Genomic DNA, 21,637 nt, shown 5'->3' with positions numbered 1-21,637 from the left:
GCAGGTACGCCAGACGCTCAGCCGGATACGCCGGGTCCATCGGCACGTAACCCGCACCAGACTTGAGGATGCCCAGCAGGCCGATGATCATTTCAGGACCACGTTCGACGCAGATCGCCACACGATCGTCCGGACCAATGCCCTGGTCGATCAGGCGATGAGCCACCTGATTGGCGCGGGCGTTGAGTTCGCCATAGCTCAACAGGTGGCCTTCAAAGCGAATTGCCGTGGCGGAAGGCTGTTTTGCAGCCCAGCTTTCAACGGCGCGGTGTATCAGTAGATCATCGGCAAAGGACGTGTCACTGATATTCCACTCGTGAAGCAATTGCTCACGCTCGCCAACCGGAAGAATCGACAGACTGTGCAGCGGCGTTTGCGGGGCCTGCTCCAGTGCTTCGGTCAACTGCTCCAGAGCAACCTGCATATAGCCACAGACGCGCTGGGCGCCCATTGTTTCCAGTGCCAGAACGGTAAAATGGAAGCCTTCACCCAGGTCATCGACGTTCAGGGTCAGCGGATAGTTGGTGCGCTCGTCGCCGCCCAGGCTCTGTATGCCTTCCCATGCACTCAGGCTTTCCTGCGAAGCCTCAGTATTGCTGTGACGATAGTTGAGCAAGGCACTGAACAACGGAGTGGTCGCGGCCACGCCACTGCAACGCTGAGCCAGTGCCAGCGATGCATGTTCATGTACCAGCAAACCGGTGAGTCGGTCGTGGGCCTCGCTCACAGCCTGGCGCACCGTATTGCTGTCCAGGTTGACCCGCAATGGCAAGGTGTTGATGAACATGCCCAGGGCACGGTCGGCACCCTCGCCGCCCTGCATACGCCCCAGTAATACGGTGCCGAACACCACATCATCGGTGGCCGACACCTTACCCAGCACCAGCGCCCAGGCCAGATGCACCAGACTGGCAGCGCTGACACCCAACTGACGGGCCTGCTGACGCAAACGACTGCTGATCTGCACATCCAGAGACGCTCGCGACTCTTCGATCCCGTGCCCGTCGCCTTGCACATCATGTACACCAAACGGCAGGGTCGGCTCGTCGATATCCCCCAGCATGTCGCGGAAGAACGCTTCATGGGCCGCTGGCTCGACACCCAGTCGGGCCTGGGCCACATAGTTGCGATACGGCATCGCCGCACCTAATTGATTGGCCGTGCCCAGCAGGAAGGCCTGCATTTCCAGCTGCATCACTTCCAGCGCGGTATGGTCCAGCGCCAGGTGATGGAACAGCAGCGTGGCTACCCAGCGGTTTTGCTCCTTGTCCTCGGCACAGGCCAGATGCAGCAGCGGCGCACGGGTCAGGTCCAGGCGGTAGTGACGGGCATCGAAACGCTCCGACAATTGTGCAGCAACAGGCCCGTCGGCCGGGTCCAGCTCAACCCATTGCGGTTGCAGCGTGACATTTCGGCACACCACCTGCACCGGCTCATCCAGACCTGTCCAGAGCACGGCCGTACGCAGGATATCGTGACGTTCGATGACCGATTGCAGGGCCTGGACAAAGTCTTCCAGACGTTCGCGACTGTCGAAGGCGTACTGCGATTGCAGCACATACGGGTCGCCAGCTTCGGCGGACAGGTGGTGATAGAGAATCCCTTCCTGAAGCGGAGCCAGCGGGTAGATATCCTGCACATTGGCCGCTCCGCCCGGGACCGCTGCCAGAACACGTTCAAGCGAAGCTTCGCTGATTTCCAGCAGCGGCAGCATCTCGGGGGTGATATGCGTGCAACCCGGCTCGATCAGGTTGGCCGGTACACGGATTTCCGTGCTGTTACCCACAGCTGCCGCCAATGCTGCAAGCGTCGGCTGGCTGAACAGCACACGAACATCAGCGCTCAGCCCTCCCTGACGCATCTTCTCGATCAGTTTGACTGCCAACAGCGAGTGGCCACCCAGCTCGAAGAAGTGGTCATGACGACCCACACGCTCGACTTTGAGCACCTCTGCCCAGAGAGTCGCCAGCACCGACTCGATCGGCCCGACGGGCGCTTCGTAATCACGGCTGGCATACGCCTGGGCATTGGGGGCCGGCAGTGCACGACGGTCCAGCTTGCCGTTATTGGTCAGCGGCAGGCTGTCCAGTACCACAAAGGCCACTGGCACCATGTAATCGGCCAGTGAAGCGCTCAATTCACGACGCAATGCCTGTACCGACAGGCTCGCACCGGGCAGAGCCGTTACATAACCCACCAGTTGCTTCGGTCCACCGTCCGCATCCTGACGGGCAAGGACCACCGACTCCTTGACCCCGGCACATTGAGCCAGGCGTGCTTCGATCTCACCGATTTCAATCCGGAAGCCGCGAATCTTGACCTGCTGGTCATTACGGCCACGGTATTCCACCGTGCCATCTGCCAGCCAGCACGCCAGGTCGCCGGTACGGTACAAACGGGCTGCCGGGTCGGTGCTGAACGGATCAGCCACGAACACTTGCTCGGTCAGGTCGGCACGGTTCAGATAACCCAGGGCCACACCATCGCCACCGATATACAGCTCGCCGGTTACGCCCAGTGGCACTGGCTGTTGACGGGCATCGAGTACGTACAAGCGAGTATTGGCCAACGGCTTGCCGATAGGGATGCTGCCCTCGCCTACAGCCTTGATTTCATGGGTCGCCGAGAACGTCGTGGCCTCGGTCGGGCCATAGCCGTTCAACAGGTGTCCAGGCGCACCGTTTTTCAGGACCTGAGCGATGACCGTAGGATCCAGCACATCGCCGCCGACAATCAGATAGCGCAACTGGGCAAAAGCGTCGTGCAGGCCCGAAGCATATTGATGGAACAAACCAGCCGTCATCCACAGCACGCTGACTGACTGCTCCAGCAGCAAGGCCTTGAACTCCGGCAGCGACAGCAGCACGTCCTGATCCACAACCACGACACAGCCGCCATTGAGCAACGGAGCCCAGACATCCAGGGTGCTGGCGTCGAAGGCCGGGTTGGAGGCAAAGGCTACTCGGTCCGAAGCCTTGAACTCGGCATAGCCGTTATTGATCACCAGGCGGGCAATGGCGCGATGCGGTACCAGCACGCCTTTGGGCGTCCCGGTGGAGCCCGAGGTGTACATGATGTAGGCCGCACTTTCGCTGGAGCAGGTCAACTCCGGGTTGTCGCCGTGCTGCTGGCAAAGGTCGAGGCGGTCCAGATCAATTCGCGCAACGCCTTGAGGCACATCCAGGTCGCCATGGGTCAGCACCTGACGCGCCCCGCTGTCCTGCACCATGAATGCTTGACGTTCCTGGGGTGCATTGACGTCCAGCGGCACATAAACGGCGGCACATTTATTAATCGCCAGTTGCGCCACCAGCAGATCCAGGGAGCGTGGCAGCAGAATGGCTACGGCATCGCCAGCAATCACACCCTGGCTGATCAGATGATGAGCCAGTCGATTGGCCCGGCTATTGAGTTCGGCGTACGTCAGCGACTGCTCGCCATGAACAGCGGCCAGCGCTTCAGGACGTTCGGCCACCTGTTGTTCAAACAGGGCATGAACGGAGCTGTCCCGCGGATAGTCTGTGCCGCTGTCGTTGAAGCCGTGCAGCAGTTGCTCGCGCTCGGCCTCAGGCAATACGGCAATAGTATGAAGCGCGGTATCCGGGCGATTCTCCAGTGCATCGATCAGGTTTTCCAGGGCGCACAACAATGTGTCGCATACCCTTTGCGCGCCAATCTCGACCATCGCGAGGGCGGTGAAGGCAAAGCCTGTCCCCAGGTCATCCACCGACAGGGTCAGCGGATAGTTGGTGCGTTCTTCGTTGCTCAGGCTTTCGATACCGTCCCAGGCCGAAATGGCCTGGCTGGAGGTCATGTCCACAGCGCTATGACGATAGTTGAGCAAGGTGTTGAACAACGGTGCAGGCGCGGCAACGCCACTGCAACGCTGGGCAAGTGCCAGTGAGGCATGCTCATGGCCCAGCAGCGCCGTCAGTCCTGAATGGGTGGACTTCACGCCCTCGACCACGCTGCGAGTATCAATATCCACTCGCAGCGGCAAGGTATTGATGAACATGCCCAGAGCGCGGTCGGAGCCTTCACCACCCTGCATACGCCCCATCAGTACCGTACCGAAAACCACCTGGTCGCGACCAGAAGCCGCGCGGGCAGCCAATGCCCATGCCAGATGCATGACGCTGGCCGCACTGCTGCCCAGCTTGCGGGCCTGGGCGCGTACTCGCCGACTCAGTTCGTCATCCAGGGTAATGCTGGCCTCTTCTATGCCAGTCCCGTCGCCTCGCACACCTTCCTGGCCATACGCCAGGGTAGACTCTTCGATATCGGCCAGTTGGCTACGGAAGAAGGTTTCGTGATCCTGTTCCGTCAGCCCCAGGCAAGCCTGAGCCACGTAGTTACGGTAAGGCATCGCCGCTGGCAGCGCGTCACCTTCGCCGACCATGAAGGCCTGCATTTCATGACGTACCACTTCAAGCGCCGTGTGATCGAGCACCATATGGTGGAACATGAGCAGCATGATCCAGCACCCGTTGCTCTGATCATGGGCGCAGGCCAGACGCATCAACGGAGCCTGTCCAAGGTCGAGGCTGTGATGTTGCGTCGAGAATCGCTCGCGAATCTGCCGGGCGATGTCGCCGTCTGCAGGATTCAGTTCAAGGGTTTCCACCACCAGTTGCGCCTGACGCCAGACCACCTGCACAGGGCTTTCCAGCCCTTCCCAGAAGACCGAAGTACGCAAGGTGTCGTGACGATCGATAACCTTTTGCAGAGCCGAGGCAAAAGACTCGACGCGCTGTTGGTCCCTGACGGTAAAGGTCGCCTGCAGGACGTAAGGATCCCCCTGGATGGCGGATATGTGGTGGTAAAGAATGCCCGACTGCAACGGTGCCAGCGGGTAGATATCCTGAATATTGGCCGAGCCGCCCGGCACACTGGCCACAATGCGGTCCAGTTCCGCCTGATCGAGGCCGACCAATGGCAGCAGCTCAGGTGTGATGTGCGTACAGCCCGCTTCAATCAGGTTGGCCGGAACCACAACTTCGCGATCATGGCCCACGGCGGCAGCCAGCGCAGCAACAGAGGGTTGACTGAACAGAATACGCACATCAGCCGACAATCCCTTGCGGCGCATGCGTTCGATCAGGGTAACGGCCAGCAGCGAGTGACCGCCCAGCTCGAAGAAGTGATCGTGACGCCCGACGCGCTCGACTTGCAGTACTTCGGCCCAGATCTGCGCCAGAGTGGTTTCGGTTTCGCCTTGTGGCGCTTCGTAGCCACGGCTGATCAGGGATTGCAAATCAGGGGCTGGGAGTGCCTTGCGGTCCAGCTTGCCGTTTGGTGTCAGTGGCAGCTTTTCAAGATGGACATAGGCTGCCGGGACCATGTATTCCGGCAACTGGCCTTGCAGATGGACTTTCAGGGTTTCCAGATTGATTTCGGCAACGGTCGAGGTGAAATACGCCACCAGACGCTTGTCGCCCGGCACGTCTTCACGAGCCATGACTACCGTTTCTTTTACGCTTTCATGACGCGTCAGCTTGGCTTCGATCTCGCCCAGCTCGATGCGGAAGCCGCGAATCTTCACCTGATCGTCATTACGACCCAGGTATTCGATATTGCCATCAGCCAACCAGCGACCCAGGTCGCCAGTGCGGTACATGCGCGCTCCGGCGTTGAATGGGTCGTCCAGGAAGCGTTCGGCGGTCAGGTCGTCACGATTCAGGTAACCACGGGCCACGCCGGCACCACTGATATAGATTTCGCCCGGAACACCCAGCGGCACAGGCTGACGGTGTTCGTCCAGCAGGTAGAACTGGGTATTGGCCACCGGTTTACCGATATGCGCGGCAAAACCGTCTTCACGATCCATGGCCACCCAGCTCGAGTAAGTGGTGGTTTCCGAAGGTCCATACAGGTTGCACAGACGCTGGACGCTGGTTTCAGCGAACAACCTTTCAACCAACGGCCCCTTGAGCGCTTCACCCGCGACGTTAACGGTATGCACGCCCTGTCCCAGACCGACCGATTCCAGCAGCGCTTTCAGCGCCGAAGGCACGGTATTGATCAGCGTGACATCATGCTGACCTTCTTGCAGAGCCAGCACGTTCTTGACCACTTCAATGCTGCCGCCCGAGATCAGCGGCGCAAAGCACTCATAGACCGCCAGGTCGAAGTTCAGCGAAGTCGAGAACAACGTTTTAGAAAGAACCTCAGGCTCAAACGACTGCTGCGCCCAGGTCAGGAAGTTGACTGTGTTGCGATGCTCGATCATCACGCCTTTAGGCAGACCGGTCGAACCCGAGGTGTAGATGACGTAAGCCAGATGGGCCGGCGTCAGGCCCTCGATCACCGGATTGGAGACGGATTTGTCCTGCCAGTCGGGCTGATCGAGATTGATAACAGATACACCGGCCGCCGATACCAACTCCAGCGTCGCAGTCTGTGCCAACACGGCAGCAGGCGCACTGTCCTCCAGCATGTAGGCAATACGTTCCAGCGGATACGCCGGATCCAGCGGCACATAACCACCACCCGCCTTCAGAATGGCCAGCAAGCCAACCACCATATCGATCCCACGCTCGACACAGATCGCAACACGAGCATCCGGCACCACACCCTGACCGCGCAGATGATGCGCCAGACGGTTAGCCCGCTGATTCAGCTCGCCATAGCTCAGATGTTCATCGCCAAATACCAGCGCAATCGCATCAGGCGTGCGCTTGACCTGAGCCTCAAACAAACCATGAACGGTCTGATCGAGCGGATACTCGGCATCGGTCGCGTTGAAGCCGCGCAGCACTTGTTCACGCTCAGCCTCGGGCAATACCGACAGGCTGCGCAACGGCGCCTGAGGCGTCAGCTCCAGCGCTTCGACCAGTTGCTGCAACGCCGCTTGCATATAGCCGCAGACACGCCGGGCATCGACACCCTTCTGTGCCAGCGTAGTCAGCAGCAGGTTATCTCCCAGATCGTCGACGTTCAGGGTCAGCGGATAGTTGGTGCGCTCCTCACCAGACAGACCCTCGATGCCCTTCCAGGCCTCGCGGGCCTCTGGCGTGATCTCCCCGGCAGCGCTATGCCGATAGTTGAGCAGCGCGCTGAACAATGGCATGGATACGGGCACGCCGCTGCAGCGCTGGGCCAGTGCCAACGAAGCATGTTCATGGCCCAGCAATTCGGTCAGCCGCCCATGAGCAGCCCGGACTCCGGCACGGACCCCCTGCTCTGCGACGGCAAGACGCAACGGCAAGGTATTGATGAACAGACCAATGGCACGGTCAGAGCCTTCGCCGCCTTGCATGCGGCCCATCAATACGGTACCGAACACCACGTCCTGCTTGCCCGCAATGGCACCCAGCACCACACCCCATGCCAGGTGAACCAGGCTGGCAAGGCTCACACCCAGATGCCGTGCCTGATTACGCAGGCGTTGATCCAGACCGGCGACCAGCAGTTGGGTCGCTTCCTCGATACCCTCACCGTCGCCCTGCACATTCTGCAGGCCGAAAGGCAGCGTGGGCTCTTCTACATCGCCCAGCATGCCGCGAAAGAATGACTCATGAGCTTCACGACTGACGCCCAGACGAGCCTGGGCCACATAGTTGCGGTAAGCGATGGCCTCGCCCAGTTCCTGCTGGCGACCCAACAGCCAGGCCTGCATTTCATGCTGAACCACTTCCAGGGCGGTATGGTCCAGCGCCAGGTGATGGAACAACAGCAAGGCGACACAACGCTGGTTGACGACATCCTCAGCAAACTGGATACGCAGCAAAGGCGGCTGCGTCAGATCGAGTCGGAAATGCCGTGGATCGAAGCGCGCCTGCAATTGTTCGGCAATGTCGCCCTCAGCCGGGTCAAGGCTGACCTCTTCGACGCTCAGACGTGCCTGACGGCAGACCACCTGGACCGGACTGTCGAGACCTTCCCAGAAAACCGCTGTGCGCATGATGTCATGGCGATCGACAACAGCCTGCAATGCCTGGACGAAGTCATTCAGGCGCCCACGGTCCGCAAGGCCGAACAATGTCTGCAGCACATACGGATCACCCTGCTCGGCAGCCAGGTGGTGATAGAGAATCCCCTCCTGCAACGGCGCCAGCGCATAGATGTCCTGAATATTGGCAATACCTCCCGGCACACTGGCCACGAGGTGATCGATGGAGGCCTGGTCCAGATCCGCCAGCGGCAACATGGCGGGCGTGATGCGCTGACAATCGGCGGTTATGGCATTGGCCGGGACACTGATCTCGTGATTATTGCCAACCGCGGCAGCCAGAGCCGCCAGGGTCGGCTGGCTGAACAGTACTCGCACATCCGCGCTCAGCCCCACCTGACGCATGCGCTCGATCAGGCTGACGGCGAGCAGCGAATGGCCGCCCAGCTCGAAAAAGTGATCGAAACGCCCCACTCGCTCGACCTTGAGCAACTGTGCCCAGAGCGCAGCCAGGGTTTCTTCGACCGGGCCTTGAGGGGCTTCATATTCTCGACTGGCGAAAGCTTCGGCACCCGGTTCAGGCAAGGCACGACGGTCCAGCTTGCCGTTGGCGGTCAGCGGGAAGCTTTCCAGTATGACAAAGGCCGCAGGCACCATGTACTCGGCCAGCGAGCCAAGCAGTTCCTCGCGCAAGGCCTGAGCATTGAGTTCAACGCCCGCCTGGGCAATCACATACGCGACCAGACGTTTCTGGCCGGAGGTTTCCTGATCCGCACGAACCAGCACCGTGGCGTCAGCAACGCCAGCGCAGGTGCTCAGGCGGGCAGAGATTTCTCCCAGCTCGATCCGGAAACCGCGGATTTTCACCTGATCGTCGTTACGTCCGCGATACTCGATGCTGCCGTCAGCTCGCCAGCAACCCAGATCGCCAGTACGGTAAAGCGTGGCGTCGGTGTCGCAGGCAAAAGGGTCGGGAATGAATTTCTCAAGGGTCAGATCAGGACGATTCAGGTAGCCCCGGGCGACGCCATCACCGCCGATATACAACTCTCCTGTCACACCCAGCGGCGCAGGCCGCAGGTACTCATCCAGGATATAGACGCGGCTATTGCCTATCGGCCGGCCAATGGGAATGCTCGGCCCGTCGACCCGCTCGATCTCCCAGGTGGTCGAGAATGTGGTCGCTTCGGTGGGACCGTAACCATTGAGCAAATGACGAGGCGCGCCATTTGCCAGAACCCGTGCAATCACGGCTGGGTCCAGCACATCACCGCCGACGATCAGGTAGCGCAACCGGGCAAATGCATCGCTCAGGCCCGCTGCGTATTGGTGAAACAGGCCAGCGGTCATCCACAGCACACTCACCGACTGCTCCAGCAGCAGCCCGGCGAAATGTTCTCTGGACAACAACACATCCTGATCCACCAGCACCACGCAACCACCATTAAGCAGCGCAGCCCAGACTTCCAGCGTACTGGCATCGAACGCCGGGTTGGAGGCAAACGCCACCCGGTCTTCAGCATTGAAATCGGCGTAACCGTTATCGAGGACCAGACGGCTGATTGCCCGATGCGTCACCAGCACGCCTTTGGGTGTTCCCGTGGAGCCGGAGGTGTACATGACGTAAGCCGGCGCGCCGCCGCGCAGTGCCTGTTGCGGTGCGGGTTCAACCTCTGCATCCAGATCCAGGCTGTCGAGATCCAGGCGCGGAATATCTGCCAGTGGCGTACGGCTGCTGACACTCAGCAATACACGGGCCTGGCTGTCCTCGAGGATGAATTGCAGGCGTTCGGCAGGTGCATTGACGTCCAGAGGCACGTAGACGGCGCCGCACTTGAGAATCGCCAACTGGCTGATCAGCAACTCGAACGAACGTTCAAGCTCGATAGCGACTCGATCACCGGGCTGGACGCCTGCAGCACGCAAATGTCCGGCCACTGCGTTGGCACGGGCATTCAACTGGCCGTAACCGAACTGCTGCTCGCCATGTACGGCCGCCGTCGCGTCGGGATGGCGTTCAGCATGAGCTTCAAAAAGTGCCGTTATGCTGCTGTCTCGTGGATAGGGCCGCGTCGTGTCGTTGAATGCAACCAGCAACTGATTGCGCTCGGTGGGTGGCAGCAAGTCCAGCGAACTCAAGGCCTGACGCGGATCATGCTCCAGGGCCTCGGCCAGTTGCTCGAAAGCGCTCAGCAGATAATCACCCATGCGTTGGGCGCCGATCTGTGCCAGCGCCAGAACGCTAATCGAGAAGCGATCGCCCAGATCATCCACCGATACCGTGATCGGGTAGTTACTGCGCTCTTCCCCGCCCAATACCTGCAGACCATGCCAGGCTTCACGCGCCTGAGTGGTCACTGCCTGCGCCGCGCTGCCGTGGCGATAGTTGAGCAACGAACCGAACAGCGGCGTCGGAGCGGCCACACCACTGCAACGCTGGGCCAGAGCCAGCGATGCATGCTCATGGCCCAGAAGACCGGTCAGACGCTGGTGAGTGGACTTGACACTCGCGTCCACGCTCTGGGAGCCCAGTTCGACCCGTAACGGCAAGGTATTGATAAACAGGCCAAGGGCACGGTCTGCGCCCTCGCCGCCTTGCATACGCCCCATCAGTACGGTGCCGAACACCACGTCTTCACGGCCGGATATACGGCCCAGCACTTGCGCCCAGGCCAGATGCACCAGGCTTGCAGCACTTACGCCCAGACGACGGGCATGGCTACGCAGACTCGCACCCAGAGCCTCATCAATGGACAAGTGGACTTCTTCGACGATCGCGTCGGGATTCAGCGCATCGGTGAAACCGAATGGCAGGGACGGTTCTTCCACGTCCGACAACATGTCGCGAAAGAACGCTTCATGCTCCTCACGCCCGCTTCCCATGCGCGCCTGGGCCACATAGTTGCGATAGGGAACCGCCTCAGGCAGCGTGTCTTCGGTCCCCAGCAGGAATGCCTGGGTTTCATGCTGCACAAGCTCCAGTGCAGCGTGGTCCAGAGCCGTGTGATGAAACAGCAGCATGGCCACCCAGCGAGAGTTGATCGGGTCCGCTGCCCAGACAAAACGCATCAGCGGTGCCTGACGCACATCCATGCGGTAATGGCGCGGATCGAAGTGCTCCTGCAATTGCCGGACTATGTCCCCGTCGGCCGGGTTCAGAACGACTTCATCAAACCCCAGCCGGGCTTCTTGCCAGACCACCTGCATGGGCTCGTCGAGCCCTTCCCAGACGATGGCAGTACGCAGGATATCGTGACGATTGATGACGCCTTGCAGCGCCTGGGCAAAACCTTCCAGCTTCTGTGGACTCTCTGCACTGAAAACAGTGTGCAGGACATACGGATCGCCCTGGGTGGCGGAAATATGATGGTAGAGAATACCTTCCTGCAACGGCGCCAGCGGATAGATATCCTGCACGTTTGCGGCACCGCCCGGCACGGTTTCGACGATCCGGTCAATTGCGTCCTGGCTCAGTCCGGCCAGAGGCAGCATGTCGGGTGTGATGCGGAAGGCCGGGCTCAGCCAGTCACCGCCGTTTCTCTTCACCAGATCGATCAGCGCATGCTTGTGCAGTCGCATGCTGTCTATCAGCGCATCATCGAATCCCTCGTCATCGCCCAGAATGACAAGGTCACCTTCCTCGTGCTGGAGTCGGATCGGGTGACCGGAAATGATAGCCATCAATTCGTTGAAGAGCATCGAATAACCTGCGCTGTATGAGTTCTGGAGAAGTCGACGAAAAACACAAGACGGCTTCGTGAAAAGGCGAAAGACCGCCTTTCTAGGGTGGGAAAAAACTAGAGCATCGGTTCTGGACTGTCTGTCACGGTATGTAGGGACAGGCGGGATGCAGGACGGCAGGGGCTTTGGGAAAGCGGCGTCCCCTTGAATGGGGACACCGCAGGGTCAGCAGAGAGACGGATCAGATACGGCGTTTGCGTTGCTGGGTAGGGACACGGGAAGCCGCGACTTCGACGGTGCGCAGTGGCACCACCGATGCCGCGACGGCGGCCAGGGTCGACTGCCCGAACAGGACACGAACATCGGCTTCCAGCCCCTCCTGGCGCATGCGCTCGATAAGACTGACCGCCAGCAGCGAATGCCCGCCCAGTTCAAAGAAGTGGTCGTGACGCCCTACTCGCTCCACCTTCAGCAGTTCGGCCCAGAGCATAGCCAGCCGGGTTTCGTTTTCGCCCTGAGGCGCTTCGTAACGATGCGTCACGTAAGCGTTGCTGTCGGGCAACGGCAGGCGCTTGCGATCAAGCTTGCCATTGGGCGTCAGCGGCAAGGTATCGAGGTGCACATAGGCGGCAGGCACCATGTACTCAGGCAATTGCGCCTGCAAATGCGCTCGCAACAACCCACTGTCGACCACCAGTTTCTCGCTCTGCAGCGTGTAATACGCCACCAGCCGCACATCACCAGGCTCGTCTTCCCGGGCCAGGACAACCGCGTCCCGGACCGCTTCATGACTAGCCAGGCGCGCTTCGACCTCACCCAGTTCGATACGGAAGCCGCGAATCTTCACCTGATCGTCATTGCGACCCAGGTACTCGATATTGCCGTCCGGTAACCAGCGCCCCAGGTCACCGGTGCGGTACATGCGAGCCCCCGGAGCATCACTGAACGGGTCATCGAGGAAGCGCTCGACCGTCAGTTCGTCACGGTTGAGATACCCGCGCGCCACGCCCGCGCCACCGATGAAGAGTTCGCCCGCAACGCCCAGCGGCACCGGGTTCAGATACTCATCGAGCACATGGAATTGAGTATTGGAAATGGGTTTTCCGATATGCGCACTGAAACCGCTTTCTCGATCCATGGCGACCCAACTGGAGTAAGTCGTGGTTTCCGAAGGCCCGTAGAGGTTGCACAACTGCTTGACCTGAGTCTGCTCGAACAGTTTTTCAACCAGACTGCGCTTGAGTGCTTCGCCCGCCACGTTGACCGTATGCACACCCTGGCTCAGCCCGGTGGATTCCAGCAGCGCCTTGAGCGCTGAAGGCACGGTGTTGATCAGTGTCACATCGTGCTCGTTTCGCTGCAATTCGAGGGCATTTTTCACCAGATCGATGCAGCCACCGGTGGTCAGCGGAGCGAAGCATTCATAGACCGCCAGGTCGAAGTTCAACGAGGTGGAGAACAGGGTCCTGGCAAGCACTGACGGCTCGAACGCCCGTTTTGCCCAGGTCAGGAAATTGACCGTGTTTCTATGCTCGATCATCACGCCTTTGGGCATGCCGGTGGACCCGGAGGTGTAAATCACATAGGCCAGGTGCGTAGCGCTCAGGCCGGGAACGTCCGGGTTTTCCGGTGATTGTCCGAGCCAGGTGCTGTTGTCCAGGTCGATCACCGGAGCGCGGGTGGCAGACAGCAGACCGAGAGTCGGCCCATGGGCCAGCACCACGGTCGGCGAGCTGTCCTCCAGCATGTAGGCGATACGCTCGACCGGATACGCAGGGTCCAACGGCACATAACCGCCGCCCGCCTTGAGGATGGCCAGCAGACCGACCACCATTTCCGTACCACGCTCCATGCAGATAGCCACCCGGGCATCCGGCTCGACGCCCCGTGCGCGCAAATGCCAGGCCAGACGATTGGCTCGCTCGTTCAACTGCCGGTAATTCAGCTGTTCCCCGCCATGGATCAGGGCCGGAGCATCAGGCGTACGCAGTACCTGAGCCTCGAAAAGACCATGAACGGTTTGTGCCGGCGGATAGTAGTGTTGCGTGTCGTTGAAACGGGCCAGATGCAGACGCTCCGCTTCGTCCGGCAAAGCAATGCCGTACACGGACTGTCCTGCATCGGCCACCATGGCACGTAGCAGACGCTCCAGATAACCGCGATAACGCTCGATGGTTTGCGGGTAGAACAAGGCGGTGGCGAACTCCAGGCTGCCCTGCAGCTGGCCGTTGATTTCGCCGAGGTCCAGGGACAGATCGAACTTGGCGCTGTTTCTCGGTGCGCCAATGCCTTCCAGCGTCAGGTCGCCCAACTGAAGGTCGACACTTTCGTTGTTCTGCCACGACAGCATGACCTGGAACAACGGGCTGTGAGACAGGCTGCGAACCGGTTTGACCACCTCCACCACATGTTCGAAAGGCAATGCCTGACGGGCCTGTGCTTCCAGGGCCAGGGTTCTGACCCTGCACAGCAACTCGGCGAAGTCGGGTTTGCCGGACAGATCGACCGGCAGTGCCAGTGTGTTGACGAACAGACCGATAAGCCCTTCGACTTCTGCATTCATGCGGTTGGCCACCGGCGAGCCGATGACCACCTGATCCTGACCGGACAAACGACCCAATGTAGCCGCCCAGGCTGCCAGCACCGTCATGTATAGCGTGGTGCCATGGCGTTTGCTCAGGTCCTGAAGCTGCGCGGTCAACTGCGCATCGAAGCAGACCGGTATCGCGGCTCCCGAATAGTCCTGCAGTGCCGGACGAGGCTGGTCGGTCGGCAGTGTCAGCACCGCCGGAGCCTGGGCCAGCGTCTTGCGCCACCAGTCGGTCTGGGCCTTCAAGGCCTCGCCATCCAGCAGGCGACGCTGCCAGGCAGCATAGTCGGCGTACTGCAAGGTCAGCTCCGGCAGAGGGTCCGCTTCACCACGCACACATGCTGCGTAGAGTTCACCCAGCTCGGTCGTCAATACGCCCATGGACCAACCATCGGAAACGATATGGTGCAGGGTGACCAGCAGCACATGCTCTTGCTCCGCCAGACGGATCAACTGTCCGCGAATCAGCGGCCCGTGCTGCAGATCGAAGCTTTGCAGCGCCTCCTGCCCGGTCATCTCGTTCAAGGTGGCCGACGGATCGTCGAGCCCCGAGATATCCACCCGGGTCAGCGCAAAACCGATGTCCGGTGGCAGGATACGTTGCACTGCCGCACCACCCGAAGGCTGGACAAAGCAGGTACGCAGAGCCTCATGTCGCGCCACGATGCGATCCAGGGCACGTTGCAGTGCGGACACGTCGAGCGCTCCCCTGAGGCGCAGCCCGGCGGGCAGATGATAGGCGGCACTGGCACCTTCCATTTTCGCCAGGAACAACAGGCGCTGCTGAGCGAACGAGAGCGGCAAGGCTTCATCACGAGAAATCGGTGTGATATCCGGCCAGGTGCTGCGTGTTGCCAACGCAATCTGCTCGGCCACTGCACTCAACTGAGGGTGGGCAAACAGCTCGGCCAGTTGCAGTTCGACGCCCCACTGCTGACGAACCAGAGACACCAGACGCATGGCCAGCAGCGAGTGCCCGCCCAGTTCGAAGAAGTCATCATCGCGTCCGATCCGCTCGACCTTGAGCAACTCGGCCCATGTCGCGGCAAGACTGATTTCCTGCTCCCCACGAGGCGCTTCGTAGTGACGCGTGATATCGGTTTCGGGAGCCGGCAACGCTTTGCGGTCCAGTTTGCCGTTGGGGGTCAGCGGCAGTTTTTCCAGGTGTACGAACACGGTCGGAACCATGAACTCCGGCAAGTTGGCCAGCAAGGATTCACGCAGCAGGCTGCTTGCACAGTTTTCTCCGGTGTAATAGCCCGCCAGCCGCAGGTCGCCATGGGCATCGTTGATGGCTACGACCACTGCTTCGCGGATACCGGGCACAGCGCCCAGTCTGGCTTCGATTTCTCCGAGTTCGATCCGGTAGCCACGAATCTTCACCTGGAAATCGTTGCGGCCCAGGTATTCGAGGCTGCCATCGGGGCGATAGCGTGCCAGGTCGCCAGTACGGTAAAGACGCGCTCCGGGCTTCGAGGAAAACGGGTCATCGATAAAGCGTTCGGCAGTCAGTTGCTCCCAGTTCAGATAACCACGGGCCACGCCGTCGCCACCGATATACAGCTCGGCAGCCACGCCCATGGGGACGGGCTCGCCCTGCTCGTCCAGCAGGTAGAAACGGTTATTGGCAATCGGACGGCCGATACTGACGCTGGCCGAAGTCCTGTCACTGGCATCGAATTCCAGCGCTGATGACCAGATGGTGGTTTCGGTAGGGCCATAGACGTTCCAGAGCGTGCCGACTCTTGCGGCCACTCGTTGTGCCAGGTCGAGAGGCAGCGCCTCGCCACCACACAACGCCTTGAGCCCGGTAGCTCCCGACCAGCCGGAATCCAGCAAGAGTCGCCAGGTAGCCGGCGTGGCCTGCATCATGGTCGCACCGCTCTGAGCGATCGCTTCGGCCAGCAACACGGGGTCCTGAGCCCCGTGGCGGTCAAGCAGTACCGTACAGGCGCCGCAGATCAGCGGCATGTAGAGTTCCAGGCCGGCAATGTCGAAGCTGATGGTGGTCAGGGCCAGCATGCGGTCTTCTGGCCCGGTACGGGTCAGGTCGCGCATGGCACAGAGCAGGTTGACCACGCCCCGTTGTTCGAGCATGACCCCTTTGGGTCTGCCGGTGGAGCCTGAGGTGTAGATCACGTAGGCCAGTTGTCGCGCATCGGTTTCGCGCTCCACAGGCGCTGTCGGGCCTGAACGCCATTCTGCATCGCGGTCCAGAGCGATGACCGGGATACTGCCGCTGTCCAGGCCGTCAGGCGGGTTGCCCAGTGTCAGCAAGGCCACCGGAGAACTGTCGGCAAGCATGTAGTTCAAGCGATCGGCTGGATAACCGGGGTCCAGCGGCACATAACAACCGCCCGCCTTGAGAATGCCCAACAAGCCCACCAGCATTTCCAGGCCACGTTCGACACACAACGCGACCGGGGCATTCTGCCCGCCAAGCAATGGCGTCAGGCAGTGCGCCAGTCGATTGGCCTGTTGATCCAACTGACGATAAGTCAGGCTCTGCTCGCCATGCACCACCGCCACGGCATCGGGCGTACGTTGCGACTGAGCCTCGAACAGCCCGTGAACGGTTGCCTGATCCGGATAAGCACAATCGGTATCGTTGAACGATGTCAGCAACCGCAGGCGCTCGGCAGCAGACAGTATCGAAATGCGATTCAAGGCGGTCGACGGGGCCTGTTCAAGTGCTTCAAGCATGTTCTGCAAGGCGCACTGCATGTAATCGCACAGCGCCCGGGCATCGATGCCTCCGCTGGCCTGAACCGTCAGAAGATACCCGGCACCTGTATCGTCTACCGCCAGCGACAAGGGATAAGCCGTATGCTCATGGGCCTCAAGCCCCTGGATACCCTGCCAGGCGGTGTGAGCCTGTGCAGAGTCATCCGCCGCGCTGTGGCGGAAATTGAGCAGTGCGCCAAACAGCGGAGCCGGTGCTGCAACGCCACTGCAACGCTGTGCTAGAGCCAAAGGCGCATGTTCATGCTCAAGCAACCCGCTCAAACGTGCATGCACCTGCCTGACGGCCTGGGCCACAGCCTGCTGCCCCAGTTCCACACGGATCGGCAAGGTGTTGATGAACATGCCCAGTGCCCGGTCTGCGCCTTCCCCGCCGCGCATCCGCCCGACCAGCACAGTACCGAATACCACATCGTCACTTGCCGAGACACGCCCCACCACCAGACCCCATGCCAGGTGATAGAGACTGGCCGCACTCACGCCCAGGCTTCGGGCAAGGCTGCGGACACGTTGCGCGATGTCGGCATCTACCGTGTCGTGGATTTCATGCATCACGCCTTCGGATACCTGCTGGCCAAACGGCAAGGTAGGTTCGCGGACGTCTTGCAGCATGTCGCGGAAGAAGCGCTCATGGGCCGCATCATCGGCCCCCAGGCGCACCTGAGCGATGTAGTTTCGGTAAGGAACCGGCTCGGGCAGCGGTGTCGCTTCATCCAGTAACAGGCTTTGTATTTCGGATACCACGACATCGAAGGCCACGTGATCCATGATCAGGTGGTGGAACACCAGCGCCACCACGTAGCGTTGGTTAACCGAATCCCAGGCGTAGGGCATGCAGATCAGAGGCGCCTGGCTGATGTCCATGCGAAAACTCAGGGCATCGAACCGCTCGCGCATCTGTCCGAGGATATCGCCATCCTCCGGGTCCAGCTCAACGCATTCGCTGGACAACGTGGCATGCCGCAAGACCACCTGCACAGGTGCTTCAAGACCTTTCCAGAACACCGCCGTGCGCAGAATGTCATGGCGCTCGATCACTTGCTGCAAAGCCAGCATGGCAGATTTCAAACGGGCTTCACTGTCCATCGCGAGCAATGACTGCAGGATGAAGGGATCGCCCTCGCGTGCCGCGACATGGTGATACAGGATGCCTTCCTGGAGCGGCGCGAGTGCATAGATATCCTGCACATTGGCCACACCGCCCGGCACTGCAGCGACGATATCATCGATGGACGTCTGCTCCAGGCTGGCCAGAGGCAGCATCCAGGGTTCGATCCGCTGGCAGTCGGCGGGAATCAGATTGGCCGGTACCTGAATGTCCTGCTCGGTCGTCAGGGAAGCCGCCAGTGCCGCCAAGGTAGGCTGGTTGAACAAGACTTTGATATCAGCGCGCAAACCTTCCTGGCGCATGCGCTCGATCAGCGTCACCGCCAGCAGCGAATGGCCGCCCAGAGAAAAGAAGTTATCGAAGCGCCCTACGCGCTCCACCTTCAGCACCTGGGACCAGATACTGGCCAGCAAGGCTTCCACTTCACCCGACGGGGCCTCATAGACACTGCTTGTCAGTGCCTGCGCGTCGGGAACAGGCAGCGCCTTCTGATCAAGCTTGCCGTTGTTGTTCAAAGGCCAGTGTTCCAGGCGTACGAAGGCCGAAGGCACCATGTATTCCGGCAAGGCCTCACGCAGCCAGGCCTGGACGTTCTGGACAGTCAGCAGCGAATCGGCGGATTCGGCGGTGTAATACGCCACCAGTTGCTTTTGCCCTGGCACGTCTTCGCGTATCACCACCGAGGCCTGATGCACGCCCGGACAGGCTTTGAGGCGCGCATCGATCTCGCCCGGCTCGATACGGAAACCGCGAATCTTCACCTGGCCGTCACCACGCCCCAGATGTTCAAGGCTGCCATCTGCACGCCAGCAACCGCGGTCGCCGGAGCGATAAAGGCGCGCGCCTTTCACAGGGCTGAACGGGTCAGTGATAAATGCCTGGGCGGTCAATTCGGGACGATTCAGGTAACCCAGCGCAACACCATCGCCGCCGATGCATATTTCTCCGGCAACGCCCGTGGGTACCAACTGCTGACGGGCATCCAGCACATAGACCTGGGTATTGGCCAGCGGCTTGCCGATGGGCACATTGCTCATCTGCAGCGGCACATCGGTCACGTGCAGAGTCGTGGCGTAGGTGGTGGTTTCCGTCGGGCCGTAGCAGTGAATCAAGCGCAGATCCGGAGCAATGGCCAGCAGGTCCCGGAATACTTGCGGGTCGGCCCGCTCACCGCCACACATCAGAATTCGCAGCCCTGCCAGGGTTTCGCCAATCAGGCTGACGTACTGATTGAACACCGCAGTGGTCACGAACAGTGACGTGATTGCCTTCGCCACCAGTTCTTCGGCCAGACGCGGTGGGTCCAGCAGCAATTCATGATCGATCACCACCACTTGCCCGCCATTGAGCAACGCGCCCCAGACTTCCAGGGTACTGGCGTCAAATGCCGGATTCGAGGCGAATGCCAGGCGGTCGTTTTGGTTGAAGTCGGCAAAACCGTTGTTGCGCACCAGTTTGACAATGCCACGGTGCGCCACGATGACCCCTTTGGGAGTGCCGGTAGAGCCTGAGGTGTACATGATGTAAGCCGCCGACTCTGCAGTGTTGCGGTTTTGCGGGTCATGGTCAGGCTGGCTGCTCACATCGAGCCGGTCCAGATCCAGACGCTCTGCACCTTCTGGAATCTCACGGCCATGCAGGGTCAGTAACTGCCGGGCACCGCTGTCACGGACCATGAAGGCCTGACGGTCCAGCGGTGCATTGACGTCCAGCGGTACATAGAGGGCGGCGCACTTGGTGATCGCCAGTTGCGCCACCAGCAGATCCAGCGAACGCGGCAGCAGAATCGCCACGGCATCACCGGCCTTCACGCCCTTACCAGCCAGATAATGGGCCAGACGGTTGGCGCGGCTGTTGAGTTCGGCATAGGTCAGCGACTGCTCGCCGTGCACGGCGGCAATGGCTTCAGGTCGTTCGGCAACCTGGGCCTCGAACAGAGGCTGCAGCGTCTGGTCCCTTGGGTAATCCGTTGTAGTGTCGTTGAATGTTTCAAGCAGACGCTGACGTTCCAGAGGCGCAATGACCGGCACATCGTGCAAAGCAGTCTGCGGACGGCCATCAAGGGCCTCGACCAGTTGCTGCAAGGTGTAGGCAAAGGTGTCACAGACACGCCGGGCACCGATTTCCTGCATCGCCAGCACGCTGAGGACAAAGCCCTCACCCAGGTCATCCACGGAAATGGCCAGTGGATAGTTGGTGCCCTCTGCGTTGCTCAGGCTTTCGATACCTTCCCAGGCAGACAAGGCCTGACTGGAGGCCATATCGGCTGCGCTGTGACGATAATTGAGCAGTGAATTGAACAGTGGCGAAGGCGCTGCCACGGCACTGCTGCGTTGTGCGAGGGCCAGCGAGGCATGCTCATGCCCCAGTAATGCACTGAGGCGCGCATGGGTAGACTTCACACCCTCGACCACGCTGCGCCCGTCGATATCCACACGCAGCGGCAGCGTGTTGATGAACATCCCCAAGGCACGGTCAGCACCGTCGCCGCCCTGCATCCGGCCCATGAGAACCGTACCGAACACAGTTTGGGCGCGGCCGCTGGCCTTGCTGGCCACCAGCGCCCAGACCAGGTGCATCAGGCTCGCGGCACTGACACCAAGCTGACGAGCCTGCACCCGTACCCGACGGCACAGCCCGGTATCCAGTTGCACACGCGCTTCTTCGATATGGCCGCCATCATCGGGCAACGAGGCCTGACCGTAAGCCAGAGTCGGCTCATCGACATCGCCCAGCATGTCGCGGAAGAAGGCTTCATGTTCTTCCTGACCCAGCCCCAGGCGAGCCTGAGCCACGTAGTTGCGGTATGGCACGGCAGCGGGCAGCAAATCGGCTTCGCCCAGCATGAAGGCCTGCATCTCCTCGCGCACCACGTCCATCGCGGTATGGTCCAGCGCCAGGTGATGGAAGATCAGCAGCATGACCCAGCTGTCGCCATCACGGGCACAGGCCAGCCGGATCAAGGGTGCTTCGGCCAGATCGAGACGATAGTGGCTGCTGGCGAAACGCTCGCTCAACTGTTCGGCAATGGTGCCGTCGCGAGGATCCGGTTTAAGGAACTCCACACTCAGGTCAGCCTCACGCCACACCACTTGCAGCGGCTCGCTCAGCCCTTGCCAGACCACGGCTGTGCGCAGAATGTCGTGACGCTGGATCACATGACGCAGTGCATTGGCAAACGCATCGAGGCGTTCCCGGCTCTTGACCGAGAACGTTGCCTGCAACACATAGGGGTCGCCCTGCCCGGCGCTGATGTGATGATAAAGAATGCCTTGTTGAAGCGGTGCCAGCGGGTAAATGTCCTGCACATTGGCAGCACCGCCGGGAACCGTTGCTACAACAAGATCCAGGGTATTCTGGTCCAGTTCGACCAGCGGCAACATGTCCGGCGTGATCCGGGTACAACCCGGCTCGATCAGGTTGGCCGGTACACGGATTTCAGTGCCACTGCCCACGGCAGCCGCCAGGGCTGCCAATGTCGGCTGGCTGAACAGCACACGCACATCGGCGCTCAGCCCTTCCTGGCGCATCTTCTCGATCAGCTTCACCGCCAACAACGAGTGACCGCCCAGCTCGAAGAAGTGATCATGACGACCCACACGCTCGACCTGCAGCACCTCGGCCC

2 protein-coding genes are annotated in these 21,637 nt (G+C 60.7%); both read right to left on the bottom strand.

Annotated elements, in window-relative coordinates; all coding sequences use genetic code 11:
* A partial coding sequence (locus tag CKW23_RS25930; RefSeq protein ID WP_095068676.1) for a non-ribosomal peptide synthetase occupies positions 1-11,590 on the bottom strand: 11,590 nt, incomplete at its 3' end.
* A 223-nt stretch (positions 11,591-11,813) separates the two neighbouring features.
* Positions 11,814-21,637, bottom strand: a 9,824-nt coding sequence (locus CKW23_RS25925; RefSeq protein WP_143499020.1) for a non-ribosomal peptide synthetase, incomplete at its 5' end; no start/stop codon positions are given.

Origin of the sequence: Pseudomonas sp. Irchel 3A18, from assembly GCF_900187465.1 — a bacterium.
Taxonomy (GTDB): Bacteria; Pseudomonadota; Gammaproteobacteria; order Pseudomonadales; family Pseudomonadaceae; genus Aquipseudomonas; species Aquipseudomonas cichorii.
This window is presented reverse-complemented; position numbering and strand designations above follow the sequence as displayed.